Here is a 13,867-nt window from a genome sequence, read left to right on the forward strand (position 1 = left end):
GAGATTGTCATGAACAAGAAACAACTAATGAAGATTATATTCGTCCTAGGTAGCTCTTTGTTTAGCATGGCAATTTATGCGGCACAAGCTAGCCATTACACCAAGCCTATTGAAAATACAGCAAGCTCATTCGATATCGACCGCAGCTATGCGATTTCTAGTAAAGAGTACTGGTTTGAAATAACAGGGGCAGCCTTGAATAAAGGCGTACCTATCAATAATACAAGTCCACAGGTACTGATGCTGATATCACAAGCTCGAGATGGATCAGCTAACCACTCAACTCACGCCGATTTCGGAAAACTAGACGTTAGCTTAATGCAACTTGTTTCCGAACATGGAAAGATAGTTGAAAGCAAAGGGGTTGCCGAGTCGCAGCTAGCGCAGACCGGTTTTTTCTCAAAATCGACTGCATTGTTTACTGATAAAGCTGCGCAAGACAACGGACCTTTAACGTTAAAATCAACACAGCCACTAAACCCTACTGACAAATTTTTAGTGATGATTAGAGAGCCGCAAAGTGATTATGTTTTGCAGCTTGCTACTGAGAATCCAAATATTGATCATCAACGTAAATATTTGGCGTCAGCGTCTGTGTCTTTGCCTCGAACCTTAAGAACCTCAATGAGGCTGCTAAGACCTGTCAGTTTCAAGGCCGTTTTAGTCGGAGTTGACGGATCTAAAGTGAAGCTCAAATCAGAATATAAAGATGGGAAATTCTATTTTCTGCGTCCGCAGTTAAGCAATATTATTGCACCCATTAATGGCTTGTATGAATTGTTAATTGAAGCAAATGGTTATCACAACGGCAATGTCTTTAATCGCAAAGCTAAATTAGCCTTAGCATTGAGTCAACCTACCGCCAATATTGCTGACACAGTGATGGAGCCTAACGATATAGAAACAGCTCAAGTACATGTTTTAGTAGACGAATTTAGTCGTTTTGAAGTGCGAGCTATCTTGTATGCTACCAATCCAACAGGCAAGTTTGTAGCGGCAGCGGAGAGCCATGTAGCACTAGAGCTCAATGCAGGAATGGCAATATTGCCACTTAACTTTGACCCCAGTATGGTTGCCAAAGCAAACTTAAAAGCGCCCTACAAAATAGACAACATCAGATTGTATGATCAGCACCAAATGGCGTTGCTACAGGAACAAAATAGCCTACAAAGTCAAAAGCCAATTATCGACCCCAAATATAAATGGCGTTAATCGTAAATGGAAACAGGGCGGGTTAAATAACGCGTTAGTTAACCCGCTCCTTTTTTTAATATTGCTTAGACGAGATGATTGGCGAGGGTCTTCTGAATACCGACTACCACATTTTTATTGAGCTCTTTTTCAATCGGGTTATCTTGACCTGAAATCCAAATTTTGAGCTCGGCATCCATATCAAAATGCCCTGCGGACTCAATTTTGAATTGGGTGATCGCGCGATAGGGAATGGTGTGGTAATCCACTTTTCTGCCGGTAATTCCCTGTTTATCAATCAAAATAAGGCGTTTAGTAGTAAACACGTACATGTCGCGTATTTCTTTAAATACCCGCTCAATCGACTCATTTTCGCCGATGATTGGGCTGAGCTCTTCGCTGACCTCCGCCACATCGATCTCTGAGGCATTGCCGAGCATTTTATCCAGTAAACCCATCATTAGTCTCCAGTGGTTAGCTTAAAATGAAGCATAAGGTATTGCTTGTAAAACACAACCGTCGGCGATACCCAAAGACCGAAAAATATGCTTCACTAAGCGTTCACTTTAACTAACTGAACTTAAAGATAAGACGTGTCGAGCAAGTAAATATTACATTACAATTTCAAAGTGTTAGTGAGGATAAGTAAAATAAAATCTTCCAAACACCCAACGATGATTCAATTTTAGCGATTAGCAAGCGAGTTTTCGTACTTAATAGCTGGCCTATTGCTAGAAAACGCAACGCAGATAAGCTTAAAAGGGCGTTATTGCGGAGCACTTATTATCCTTCAGTTCAGGTGAACTAACAAATGGACGATATGATTTCATTTTCTGACATTGTCGATGCCCGCAAGCGCATCGATAAAAAGATCCATCAAACCCCAATTTACGAGTCGAGCCTGTTAAATCAGTGGCTGGGTAGTCGGATTATATTTAAAGCAGAATGCCTGCAACATACAGGGGCATTTAAGGTGCGTGGGGCGCTAAATGTGTTAGCCAGACTCGCAGAAAACAATCAGCTACCAAACAAAATTGTCGCCAATAGTTCGGGTAATCACGCCCAAGCAGTGGCCTATGCAGCAAATTTGTATGGCATTCCGGCAAAGATATTTAGCACCCAAAATGTGTCTGCGGTGAAAGCGGCAGCAACCCAGTTTTATGGAGCCCAACTAGCCCTATTCGAAACTCGAATTGAAGCGGATAATGCGGTTCAAGAGGCTGCCAAAGAACCTGATACCTTGTGGATCCCGCCGTTTAATCACCCTGATATCATTGCGGGTCAAGGAACACTTGCGCTAGATACCTTTGAGCAGACAGGCAAAGTGGATGCGGTGTTTGCACCTTGTGGCGGCGGTGGTTTGTTGTCTGGCACGTTACTCACAACTCGCGCAGTCTTTCCGCATGCCAAAGTGATCGGTGCTGAACCTTTAAATGCTAATGATGCCGCTCAGTCATTGCGTCTGGGTAAAATAGTCAGTCTCGATGGGCCGGCCAACACACTGGCCGATGGCGCTGCGACTCCATCTGTAGGCGAGCATACCTTCCCAATTTTACAGCAACTCGATGCCCTATATGAAGTTTCAGAGCAGCATATCGCCTATTGGACTCAATGGTTGCAACACCTGTTGAAACTACATATGGAGCCTACCTGCGCAATGACCATGCAAGCGGTAGTGGAATGGTTACGCACGGTGCCAAAAAATCAAACCGTGGTGGTTCTGCTATCCGGTGGCAATATTGATCAACAAAAAATGGCCCAAATTTGGTCCATCGATTATCTAGCGCAATTGCCCGCAATATAGTTGCAATTGTAACCGTTTTACGGCAGCGTATTTGTTCAAAAAAGGAAGTGGAAAAAACCATGAAAACAATAATGATTTGGGTAACCGTATTATTTAGTCTGAGCTGTCTAGCGAAGCCTACTATCATCAGCAATGTCAAAGGCTACACCATGTCAAACTCTGGGGCGTTAATGCAATTTAGCCACCTAGCATTTGATAATGGCAAAGTACTGGCTTTGGGCGATCACACACTGATCAATCAATTTAATGGTGCAGTGATTATCGATGGTAAGAATCGCACGCTATTGCCCGGTCTTATTGATGCCCACGGACACTTTATGGGAATGGGCGTGACGCTTTTACAAATTGATGTACGTGAGGATAAATCAGCACAAGCCACTGCATTACATGTACGTGAATATGCGGCACAAAACCCGGATCTGAAATGGATTACAGGCCGTGGCTGGAATCAGGTGTTATGGCCTGGTAAAGCCTTCCCAACAGCCAAACAACTTGATGAATATATTGCCGATCGCCCAGTGTGGCTCAGTCGAGTTGATGGGCATGCCGGTTGGGCCAATAGCAAAGCTTTAGCTTTGGCAGGCATCACCAAAGATACGCTAGATCCACCGGGCGGCAAGATCCTGCGCGATGAGCAGGGTAATCCGTCTGGCGTGCTTATTGATACCGCGCAAGATTTGTTGGAAAAGCATATTCCCCAAGCAGACAAGGCATTTTACGAAGCCAGCTTTAACGCCGCACAAAACCATCTGTTATCGCTTGGGATAACCAGTATGCATGATGCTGGGATCAGCGAAGCGGTCTATCACTTTTACCAGCAAAAGGCCAAAAGCAATCAATTGGGCGTACGCATTTATGCCATGTTATCTGCCGTAGATCCTAATTTGGAAGCTATGTTAAGCAAAGGTTATATCACTGATGATAAGGATTTTTTATCCATTCGTAGTGTTAAAGCATACGGTGATGGTGCGTTGGGAAGTCGAGGGGCGGCACTGCTTGAGGACTATTCAGATGCACCGCATAATCGCGGTTTACTGGTGACCCAAGAGAATCAGCTAAAACCCCTTTTTGAAACGGTTTTAAGGAACAAGTTTCAACTTAACTTTCACGCCATAGGTGATCGTGCCAATCGCTTAGCATTAGATCAGTTTGCCGCAACCTACAAAACGATAGGCGGCCGTGATTTACGTAATCGCATTGAGCATGCGCAGGTAATTAGCCTGCAAGATATCCCGCGATTTAAACAGTTAGACATTATCCCAGCGATGCAGCCAACTCATGCCACCAGCGATATGAATATGGCCGAAGATCGTGTTGGCAAAGATCGACTTCGCGGCGCCTATGCTTGGCAGCGATTTATCAAACAAGGTTCACGCATTGCGCTGGGTTCCGACTTCCCAGTGGAATTAGCCAATCCATTTTTTGGACTACACGCCGCGGTAACTCGTCAAGACAGACGCAACCAGCCAACTGAAGGCTGGATTGCGAGTCAGGCTCTGACACTTGAGCAAGCATTTAAAGGCTTCACCATTGACGCCGCTTACGCTGCCCACCAAGAAGATGTGCTTGGTGGCCTAACGGAAGGTAAGTGGGCTGATTTCATCCTGGTGGATCAAGATATATTTGACCAAGATCCATCTCAGCTGTGGAAAACGCAAGTATTGGAAACTTGGGTTGCAGGCAAACGGGTATACCAACAACCTTAGTTTGCCCGCCGTAAATGATAAAAAAACCGCATAGACTACAGGACACGAAAGTCTATGCGGTTAAGCGGTTGATATGCCTAAATTGCATGTGAGAACAAGATAGGCAGATGTCACTTGCTCGATAACCGGCTTGCCTTATCCTGAATTCAGGATAAAGCGTATTATTATTGTTTTGCCGTCATCGCGATTTCAACTAAGGTGCAAGCGTTCTAACGCAATTCACTTAGCAGCTTCAATGCCAAGATTATTAATCTTTATTATTCAATAAGATAGCAATTTACAGATGGGTTTACTTGGCACCAAAATGATCAATGTAGTGCAACTCGCACAATCGTAGGTCACATTCCAAGAAAATAGTCACTGTATTTACCTAAACCGAAGGATATTCAGCTTTGGTGATCAAAGTGGATCGCGAACCATATACAAATATTGCGCTAACCCTTCACTCAAAGTTTCAGGATATTGAGCAAGATGAAAGCCAAGGGATTGATACAGCTTGATAGCAATTTCATTATCCGCCATCACAAACAAAGAATAACCGTTGCCATCAACATGATTGGGTGCGTGTTGCATTAGTGAATTGACTAACGTGCGCCCTAAGCCTTTTCCTCTGTGGCTTGGTGAGACTGCCAACCGACAAAAGTGTATCCGTTTAGCTCTGAGGTAGGCTTGACCAAAAGCCAATAACGGTTGCGTACCTTGAGCCAATTTAAAACTGGCAAGGGAATCCATTTTGAGCTTTTCGGAAAAAGAGCACAGCGATATCGGGTAGTCCATTGATGGACCACCCCAATATTGAATATCGTGAAGATTATCAAACCAAGTGTGCAACTGCGGTGTGTCACCTGCAGCCGCCTTGGTCAATGTTATCGGTATAGAGTTCGGATCCATTTTTCTTCATTAATGAAAGCCCAAGACCAGTCTTGCCACTGCTCACCTAAGCCTGCTTCGATGATATCTTCAACCGGCATGCCATCTATCTTTAACTGTTTTACCGTGGCGGACGTTTGCTTGATCATATCGACAAACTTTTGCAAATCCGCTTTGTTGCCCAAAGGACCATGGCCGGGGATCACCTTGGTGTCATCGCCGATCATGCCAATCAGTTGCTCAACACCGGCGATATACCCCGCTACCGAGCCTCCGGCATCAATATCGATATAAGGGAAACGGTCTTTAAAAAACAAATCTCCGGTATGCAGCACATTGGCCTTTTCAAACATCACCACGCTGTCACCATCGGTATGCGCATTGGATAAATGAATCACGTTGAGGGTTTCACCGTTAAAATGGAATTTCACACCTTGGGCATAAGTTACAACCGGTAATTCACTGTGTTTGTGATCTTCTTTACTGCTCAACCTTACCCTTACGTTGTCGTGTGCAAAAACGGTAGCATCTTTGACTTCGCGCATATACGCATTGCTGCCCGTGTGATCACCGTGATAATGCGTGTTGATCACATAACGCAGTTTGCCTTTTAGAATATCGTCAAGCGCAGCAGAGATCCGTTCCGCTAGGGGTTCAAACTGATCATCAATGATCAACAACCCGTCTTCGCCAGCAGAAACACCGATGTTGCCGCCGGAGCCAACCATCATGTATGCCGAGTCACCTAAGTGCTCGGTTTTCATTTCTACGTTGGCAAATCTATCTTGTGATTGGGCTGGTAATGCGCATATTGTGGCTGCAACAACGCCAGCAAAAAGTGTAGGTAACCTCATGATTTGTCCTTTATTGTTTATCTCGATTCGTTATTGTTTTATAAAATAGTCATAAAGCTGAGGAATAGTTCATAGTCTGTCATTCTATGATACTTTGTTAATAGTCTAATATAGCCTGTTCTTAATATGAGTAAAAAGCAAAATTTATTGACCTTGATATGCATTATTTTAGGCATCGTTGGTGCCTTGTATGTCAACTATTGTGTACCTGAGACTTGGGTCGAGTCTCGTATCCAGTATCAGATGACGCAAAATGATCAAGCTCAATGGCAGTATGTCGCCAGAGGCAAAACGCAGGTTGCGACTGACATTGTGGCCTATCAGGAATCACCGCTGCGCCAACAAAACTTGGATAAATTGCAACAAGCACCCAGTCTCAAACAACAGTGGGTGTTTATTGAAGGTGTCCAAGGCCCTAGCCTGTTGAAAGCCGATTATCACTTTGGTGTCTGGTCTTTGCTTCCGGCGTTTATCGCTATTGCATTGTGCCTGATCAGCCGCGAGCCGTTACTGGCTCTGTTTAGTGGCATTGTGGTAGGGGCTTTTATGGTCGGAAAGTTTGATGTTAGCTCCGATGTGCTTATCCCCAATATGGCGACAACCGATGCGGCATCAATACTAATTTTATATCTTTGGTTGCTCGGTGGTCTGATGGGGATTTGGGCTAAAACCGGCGCAGCCCAAGCGTTTGCGCAAATGATGAGTGAACGGTTTGTTAGCGGCCCGCGTTCTGCAAAGTTAGTTACTTGGATGCTGGGCGTGTTGTTTTTCCAAGGTGGTACTATGAGCACTGTATTGGTAGGCACCACGGTAAAACCCATGGCCGATAAAGCTAACGTTAGCCATGAAGAGCTTAGCTATGTAGTTGATTCCACCGCCTCGCCTATTGCCTCAGTGATCGCATTTAATGCGTGGCCAGCTTATGTGCAGGCATTTCTATTTGTGCCCGGCGTGGCATTTTTGGCCACAGAAGCCGATCGACTATCGTTTTTCTTTTCCAGTATCGTATTTAGCTTTTACGGCATTTTTGCGGTGCTCGGAACCTTACTACTCAGTCTGGAGTGGACAAGGTTCTCAGGCAAACCAATGAGAAAGGCCATCGCCAGAGCGCGACTTACCGGTCAACTTGACGCCCCAGATGCAGCTCCCATCAGTGCTAAAGAACTGCATGCGGTGAATATTCCAGAAAACTATCGCTCTCATTGGTTGGAATTTATATTGCCCTTGATATGCCTGATCGCCATTGCGGTTTTCACCTTTGTGGCCAGCGGTTCGCCGCAAATACACTGGGCTTTTGGCGGTGCATTGTTATTGGCCATAGTGATCGCACTAGGCAAAGGCATGCAAGTTCGCGACATGTTGGAAGGCTTAGGAACCGGTTGGAAAGGCGTAGTGGTCGCGTCCATTATCTTGATGCTGGCCATCACCATTGGTGCCATCAGTAAACAACTTGGCGGTGGTATCTATCTGGTGGAACTATTAGGCGAACAACTGCCGTTTTGGTGTGTCCCCGTGGTGTTGCAAATACTCACCATGATCATCGCATTTTCAACCGGCACCAGTTGGGGGACTTACGCCATCGCCTTTCCTCTAGCGATGCCTTTAGTGTGGGTTATTGCCCAAAACGAGATGTTAGCGAATCCAGAAATATTTATGATGATTTGCTTTGCCGCTGTGCTTAACGGCAGTGTTTACGGCGATCAATGTTCACCGATCTCAGACACCACAATACTCAGCTCAATGACCACTGGGTGTGACTTAATGGACCATGTGAAAACCCAAATAGTACCAGCCTCCTATGCGGCGATAATGGCGGGGATGCTATGGACTTTGTGTGCTTTGGTATTGACCTAATGTGGATTAGTTTCTAGCATCTTTTCCTAGCCTTGGTTAACCGCCACGCTAAAACACGAGCGTGGCGTCCTATTTTGTGTCGCTGAATAACTCGTTTCTATTTTTCCGATTAAACCAATCGCTTTTAATAACAACACTTTCTGCAATTTCCTACCTACACTTAAACAATCTAATCGTTAGTTTCATTAGAACTCATGCTGTGTGCGGAAGAATTGAATCTCGTATGGAGGTTGTCAGATTGCAGAACAACGCAACATTTCCTGTTACTTAGCATTGGCCTTATTTTTTACAAAAACTCTAAAGTTAGCGTCACAAATGGGAACGTTAAAATGAAAAAGCAAACTCTATTTAAAAGATCGACCATTGCCACTTTCTTGGCAGTGGCATTGCTCTCTGGTTCGGGATTAGCTGAAACAGCAGAAATGACAAAGCCAGCGGGAGCGATGGGAACCGGTCATGCCCCTCCCGGTCAAGCGAGGTCAAATCAATTTTGGTGGCCTGATCAGCTTGATCTGTCGGCTCTTCGTGATCACGATGGCCGTTCTAATCCTTACGGTGTTAATTTTGATTACGGCAAAGCGTTTTCTCAGCTTGATTTAGACGCCGTAAAAAAAGATATTGATACCTTACTCACCACCTCGCAACCATGGTGGCCCGCTGACTTTGGCAACTATGGTCCTTTTTTCATTCGTATGACTTGGCATAGTGCTGGAACTTATCGCACCTTAGATGGACGCGGCGGCGCTGGCGGCGGACAGCAACGGTTTGACCCCCTCAATAGCTGGCCAGATAATGGCAACCTTGACAAAGCTCGACGCTTACTGTGGCCAATAAAGCAACAATATGGAGAGGCGTTGTCATGGTCCGATTTAATGGTATTGGCCGGTAACGTTGCACTGGAGAATATGGGCTTTGAAACCTACGGTTTTGCGGGAGGACGAGCTGACGATTGGGAGCCAGACATCGTCTACTGGGGCCCGGAAGTAGAAATGCTTGCCAGTGATCGAGAAGACAAAGACGGTAAATTACAACGGCCGCTTGGCGCGACCCACATGGGTTTAATTTACGTCAATCCTGAAGGTCCTAAAGGTAAACCCGATCCGCTGGGTTCAGCAAAAAACATTCGCGTTGCATTTAGCCGCATGGCAATGACCGACGAGGAAACCTTAGCGTTAATTGCGGGCGGTCATACCTTTGGTAAGATGCATGGTGCCCACAAACCAAAAGATTGTATGGGCACCGAGCCCGCTGCGGCAGAGATTGAGGAACAAGGATTAGGTTGGAAAAATAAATGTGGTAAGGGACATTCAGAAGATACGATCACCAGCGGACTTGAAGGTGCATGGACCCAAGCGCCAACTAAGTGGACGTCTTTGTATTTGAGTAATTTGCTGAATTTTGAATGGCAACAAACTCGCAGTCCAGCCGGAGCGATTCAGTGGATCCCCACAGATGAATCGTTACACAAAGCTGTGCCTGATGCGCATGTAGATGGCAAGTTTAACTCACCAGTGATGACGACAGCTGACTTGGCCTTAAAGTTTGATCCTGAGTACCGTAAAATTGCCGAACGATTTTTAGCGGATCCAAAGGAGTACCAATTAGCTTTTGCCAAAGCGTGGTATAAATTAACCCACAGAGACATGGGCCCCAGATCCAATTATTTAGGGAAGGAAGTCCCTGCCGACATTCTTATCTGGCAAGATCCAATTGTCGAAGATAGCCAATCGACTATTGACGCCAAGGACGCTAAAAAGCTCAAAGCAAAAATACTTGATTCCGGCTTGAGTGTATCTGAATTAATCCGAGTTGCTTGGGCTTCAGCCGCGAGTTACCGGGATTCCGATATGCGCGGTGGAGCAAATGGTGCTCGTTTAACATTGGCACCGCAAAAAGATTGGGAAGTCAACAATCCAGCGGAAGTTGCCAAAGTGGTAGCAGTACTCAAAGACATCCAGAAAGACGCTACCAGCGGTTTCTTCAATAGCGACAAAGTCTCTATGGCAGATTTAATTGTTTTGGGTGGCGCGGCAGCGATAGAGAAAGCGGCAAAAGATGCAGGCTATCAAATCACAGTGCCCTTTAAGCCCGGTCGCGGCGATGCCACGCAAGAGCAAACAGATGTCGATTCATTTGATTTACTCAAATTAAATGCCGATGGTTTTAGAAACTACTTTGATGCAGCCAATAGCTATAAATCGCCCACTGAAGCACTAGTGGATAAAGCCGATCAACTAAATTTGAGTGTACCTGAAATGACTGTCCTTGTAGGTGGATTGCGTGCCCTCGATGCAAACCATACTCAGTCTTCCCATGGGGTGCTCACTGATAAACCTGGAACTCTGAGCAATGACTTTTTCGTCAACTTATTGGATATGTCGACCAGATGGCAAAAATCGAATATTGATGGCGTCTATCAAGGCGTAGATCGCGCTACTGGTGAGCCTAAGTGGACAGCCACTTCTGTGGATCTGATCTTTGGCTCTAACTCAGAGTTGCGCGCTGTGGCAGAAGTTTACGCCTTTGATACATCCAAACAAAAGTTTGTAGATGACTTCGTCAAAGCTTGGACTAAAGTCATGAATTTGGACCGTTAAACGAAGAGCAAAACGATAAAGCGCTGCGCTGATTTTGCATCATCGCAGCGCTTTTTTTGTGTTTGTCAGGAGCAAGGGGTTATCGGTTTATTCGATGACAACTGGTACAGCCACCGGAAATCTTTCCGGCAAAATAGTAGCGTGGCTCGGGCAAAGAAGCCGCAACACGCGCTTCCCCCACTTGGCTGACAAAAGTATCCATGTAGTCTTGCATAAAGGGATGATTAGCCCCTGAATTACCGGATTGTAACCGCGAGGCGATCCTTTCTATTTGAGCCAATGCACTGAGCACTTGCTGCCGTTGTTCCTCTATCTCTACATCGTTATGATTAGGTCTCTCGTTGAGGGCCTCATCCAGCATCCGCATCTGCTGCGCCAATTGTCCCATTTCTGAGCGCAGCTTTGATGGCTCTGTATACTTAAAATCAGGCGGGTAAGTCACTTTGCGTAGCGACTCCATGGGATTGCTACAACTGTTTAAAAACATCATGCTAAGAATTAACAATACAAGGTTAATTGTGATTAAAAATCTCGTTTTCGACATTGCCACCGACTCCTACTTGTCAGCCAAGCATGGGTTAAAGTGCATTTTCAGCTTTCACTATCAGTGCATATAGCTGGTCTTTTAGTCCAAAGCGACTTTTCTTAAGGGATTCCAAATGCTCGTCAGAAACCGCTTCATTACCTTCTTCAATATGGTGAACGGCACTTTCTATTTGATGATAATTTTCGAATAACTTGGCGAAGTGCATATCATTCATTTTGAGATGACGAATGGTGTGATGATGCTCGGGAAAGTCGTTAATCAACGTATGTTTTTCTAGTTGCATGAGGAAGGCACCTTAAGTGTGGCGATAAACCGCTGACTTTAAATGATTAAGGTTACGCCTATTCATTTGAGTAATATTGATCCAGATCAGGTTTTAATACAAAAAAGGATTAAGAAGAAGTGCCTCAACCAAAGCCTCTTTACTTGAGGAAGGGAGAAATCCGCAGTTTTGCCTTAGTTGTGTGTTGGTGAATACCTCAGCAATATGCCAAGTTAAAATGATTTACAACGCAACGGCTGTTGCGCTTAATGCGTCAACTCTTCAAGTTTGGCTCGATTACGCCTTGATAAGGTCAGTACTTCACCATTTCGTAAAATAACAGAGTAGTCGCCTTTGTCATTTGGCCGCAACTCGGTAATCACGCTGCGCCTCACGATAGAGGACCGGTGAATGCGCACAAACGCCTCGGGATTGAGTTGTTCTTCTAGCGCTGAGAGCGTTTCGCGGTGCAACAGATGTTTACCATCGTTCAAGTGCAGCTCGGCATAATTTCCCGCCCCAGTGATATAATCTATTTGAGCAACTTCAACGAGTCGAATGCGGCCAGGATCGCGAATGACCAAGCGCTCTTTGTAATGCTTAGGTGGCTCTGACACCATCTGTTTAATCAACTCACCCAGTTTGGAATAGTCTTGTTGGTGATCATCTTTAATTTTTTGTCTGGCGCGATCCAGTGCTACATAAAACCTTTCATCATCAAATGGCTTGAGTATGTAATCTAAGGCGTTTAACTCAAACGCCTCTACCGCATGCTCATTGTATGCTGTGGCAAAGATAATAACGCACTCACTGGGAATATGCTTAGCGAGTTGGATGCCGGAAATACCTGGCATTTCGATGTCGAGAAAGATGACCTGTGGGGTAAATTCATTCGCCAACTGCAATGCTTGATTACCATCTTTAGCTTCATAAATATTGGCCACATCTTCTTGGTCTTGCAATAACAACTTAATGGTTTCGCGGGCCAAATGCTCATCATCGGCGATTAATATATTAAGCATCCTGCTCTCCTATTGGTATGGCTAATAATGTCTCAAACAAATCATTATCTAGTGGTTGGGATTCCAGCCGAAAATGATTGTACAGCTTGGATAAACGCTCACGGGTATTGCTCAAGCCAATACCAAACCCGTTGTGTTGAACATTTTTTGCTACTTTGTTGGTTAACACAACTTTCAACTCGCTGCCGTCACGACTGATCACCAAATTTAGTAGATTTTTACTCGACTCCAATTGTGAGCCATGTTGCACCGCATTTTCCACTAAAGGATGTAACAGCATGTTAGGAATAGCAATTTCAAGACAATCGGGTTGAACCGAGATGTGGGTATCTAATTTATCCGCAAAGCGCATTTTTTGTATTGCTAAATAACTATTTATAAAGGCTATTTCATCTTTTATTTTGATGTCGCTATGATTTTTATTTTCGAGAATTTTACGCAACATTAAGCTGAGTTCAGACAATGCATAAACCGCGTCCTTTTCACGTTTTAGCCTGACTAAACTAGCGATGGTATTGAGGGCATTGAATAAAAAGTGCGGGTTCAATTGCGAGCGTAATGTTTTCAGTTGCTCTTGGGTTAGCTGATAATGCATACGTTTTAGCTCGATCCCTTCTTGAATCGCATTGTGATAAAAGCGGATCCCAAGGCCACAGGCAAGTACCGCAAAATAAATGAAAAAATCCAATTGAGCGCTAGTGGTTAAGGTCCGCCAAAGTGTCTGACCATATTGTTCAAGATTTTGATCGGCTAACAACATTCTTTCAAAGGTAGAAACACTCCAGTAACAAAACAGCAGCACCCACATCCAGAAAAAATGACTCAGCACTTTGTTTGACAAGGGTTTATCAGGAATATCGTTGTTTCTCACTACGATAAAGATACCGGCGGTGACAATGATCCAGTTTAAAAACCAAGGACTCAACAGAACCCAGATTGTTAGCATACTTAGCTCTTTGTCAGTGCCCAAGGACGCGCCATATTGTATATGGGTGAAAAACGCGTGCACCGCCAACCAAAAGAAGATATTGGCAAGCCAAAAGTAGCGATTAAGAAAACGACTATGTTGTGGCATGGAAAATATAAGTTCACCTGTAATAAAGTATTTTTAACATATCGATGTTTACGCGAATAATCCACTTTTTAAAATGGCCAGAAAG

12 protein-coding genes are annotated in these 13,867 nt (G+C 44.6%); 5 read left to right on the forward strand and 7 right to left on the reverse strand.

Going from position 1 to position 13,867, the window contains the following annotated elements; translation table 11 throughout:
* Nucleotides 1-9: 9 nt before the first annotated feature.
* Nucleotides 10-1,212, forward strand: coding sequence for a DUF4785 domain-containing protein (locus ABD036_RS04295; RefSeq protein ID WP_343856860.1), 1,203 nt, complete (start codon nucleotides 10-12; stop codon nucleotides 1,210-1,212).
* Nucleotides 1,213-1,277: 65 nt separating this feature from the next.
* Here ABD036_RS04295 and ABD036_RS04300 read toward each other — a convergent pair whose 3' ends face one another.
* A complete protein-coding gene (locus ABD036_RS04300; protein ID WP_343857980.1) occupies nucleotides 1,278-1,649 on the reverse strand; it encodes a PH domain-containing protein in 372 nt (123 codons plus the stop codon).
* 362 nt (nucleotides 1,650-2,011) lie between these two features.
* On the opposite strand from ABD036_RS04300, the gene ABD036_RS04305 reads away from it, so the two are divergent.
* Both ABD036_RS04305 and ABD036_RS04310 read left to right on the forward strand, forming a co-directional pair.
* Nucleotides 2,012-2,995: a serine/threonine dehydratase gene (locus tag ABD036_RS04305; protein ID WP_343857982.1), complete on the forward strand. Its 984-nt coding sequence runs from the start codon at nucleotides 2,012-2,014 to the stop codon at nucleotides 2,993-2,995.
* Nucleotides 2,996-3,054: 59 nt separating this feature from the next.
* Nucleotides 3,055-4,701 carry an amidohydrolase gene (locus ABD036_RS04310; protein WP_343856862.1) on the forward strand — a complete coding sequence of 549 codons (1,647 nt, stop codon included), beginning with the start codon at nucleotides 3,055-3,057 and terminating at the stop codon, nucleotides 4,699-4,701.
* Nucleotides 4,702-5,100: 399 nt separating this feature from the next.
* On the opposite strand, the gene ABD036_RS04315 is transcribed toward ABD036_RS04310, so the two are convergent.
* Together ABD036_RS04315 and ABD036_RS04320 are read right to left on the reverse strand one after the other, a co-directional pair.
* Complete coding sequence (locus ABD036_RS04315; RefSeq protein ID WP_343856863.1) at nucleotides 5,101-5,592, reverse strand: GNAT family N-acetyltransferase; 492 nt, start codon at nucleotides 5,590-5,592, stop codon at nucleotides 5,101-5,103.
* A complete protein-coding gene (locus ABD036_RS04320; RefSeq protein ID WP_343856866.1) occupies nucleotides 5,568-6,425 on the reverse strand; it encodes an MBL fold metallo-hydrolase in 858 nt (285 codons plus the stop codon). Before ABD036_RS04320 ends, ABD036_RS04315 begins: the two co-directional genes overlap by 25 nt.
* Before the next feature lie 126 nt (nucleotides 6,426-6,551).
* Here ABD036_RS04320 and ABD036_RS04325 point away from each other — a divergent pair, with 126 nt between their 5' ends.
* Together ABD036_RS04325 and katG are read left to right on the forward strand one after the other, a co-directional pair.
* Nucleotides 6,552-8,279, forward strand: a complete 1,728-nt coding sequence (locus tag ABD036_RS04325) for a Na+/H+ antiporter NhaC family protein (protein ID WP_343856868.1) — start codon at nucleotides 6,552-6,554, stop codon at nucleotides 8,277-8,279.
* 329 nt (nucleotides 8,280-8,608) lie between these two features.
* The gene (katG, locus tag ABD036_RS04330) at nucleotides 8,609-10,876 is read left to right on the forward strand and encodes a catalase/peroxidase HPI (protein WP_343856870.1); all 2,268 of its coding nucleotides are present in this window, start codon (nucleotides 8,609-8,611) and stop codon (nucleotides 10,874-10,876) included.
* A 79-nt stretch (nucleotides 10,877-10,955) separates the two neighbouring features.
* Here katG and ABD036_RS04335 read toward each other — a convergent pair whose 3' ends face one another.
* The 4 genes from ABD036_RS04335 to ABD036_RS04350 form a co-directional block, all read right to left on the reverse strand.
* The gene (locus ABD036_RS04335) at nucleotides 10,956-11,336 is read right to left on the reverse strand and encodes a hypothetical protein (protein ID WP_343856872.1); all 381 of its coding nucleotides are present in this window, start codon (nucleotides 11,334-11,336) and stop codon (nucleotides 10,956-10,958) included.
* Between the two features lie 118 nt (nucleotides 11,337-11,454).
* Nucleotides 11,455-11,706 (reverse strand): HP1242/YdcH family protein, encoded by a 252-nt coding sequence (locus ABD036_RS04340; RefSeq protein WP_343856873.1) that lies wholly within the window; start codon nucleotides 11,704-11,706, stop codon nucleotides 11,455-11,457.
* Between the two features lie 245 nt (nucleotides 11,707-11,951).
* Nucleotides 11,952-12,707, reverse strand: coding sequence for a LytR/AlgR family response regulator transcription factor (locus tag ABD036_RS04345; RefSeq protein WP_343856875.1), 756 nt, complete (start codon nucleotides 12,705-12,707; stop codon nucleotides 11,952-11,954).
* Nucleotides 12,700-13,782 carry a sensor histidine kinase gene (locus ABD036_RS04350; protein WP_343856877.1) on the reverse strand — a complete coding sequence of 361 codons (1,083 nt, stop codon included), beginning with the start codon at nucleotides 13,780-13,782 and terminating at the stop codon, nucleotides 12,700-12,702. Before ABD036_RS04350 ends, ABD036_RS04345 begins: the two co-directional genes overlap by 8 nt.
* Nucleotides 13,783-13,867: the final 85 nt, after the last annotated feature.

The organism is Aliiglaciecola litoralis, assembly GCF_039523355.1.
Taxonomy (GTDB): domain Bacteria; phylum Pseudomonadota; class Gammaproteobacteria; order Enterobacterales; family Alteromonadaceae; genus Aliiglaciecola; species Aliiglaciecola litoralis.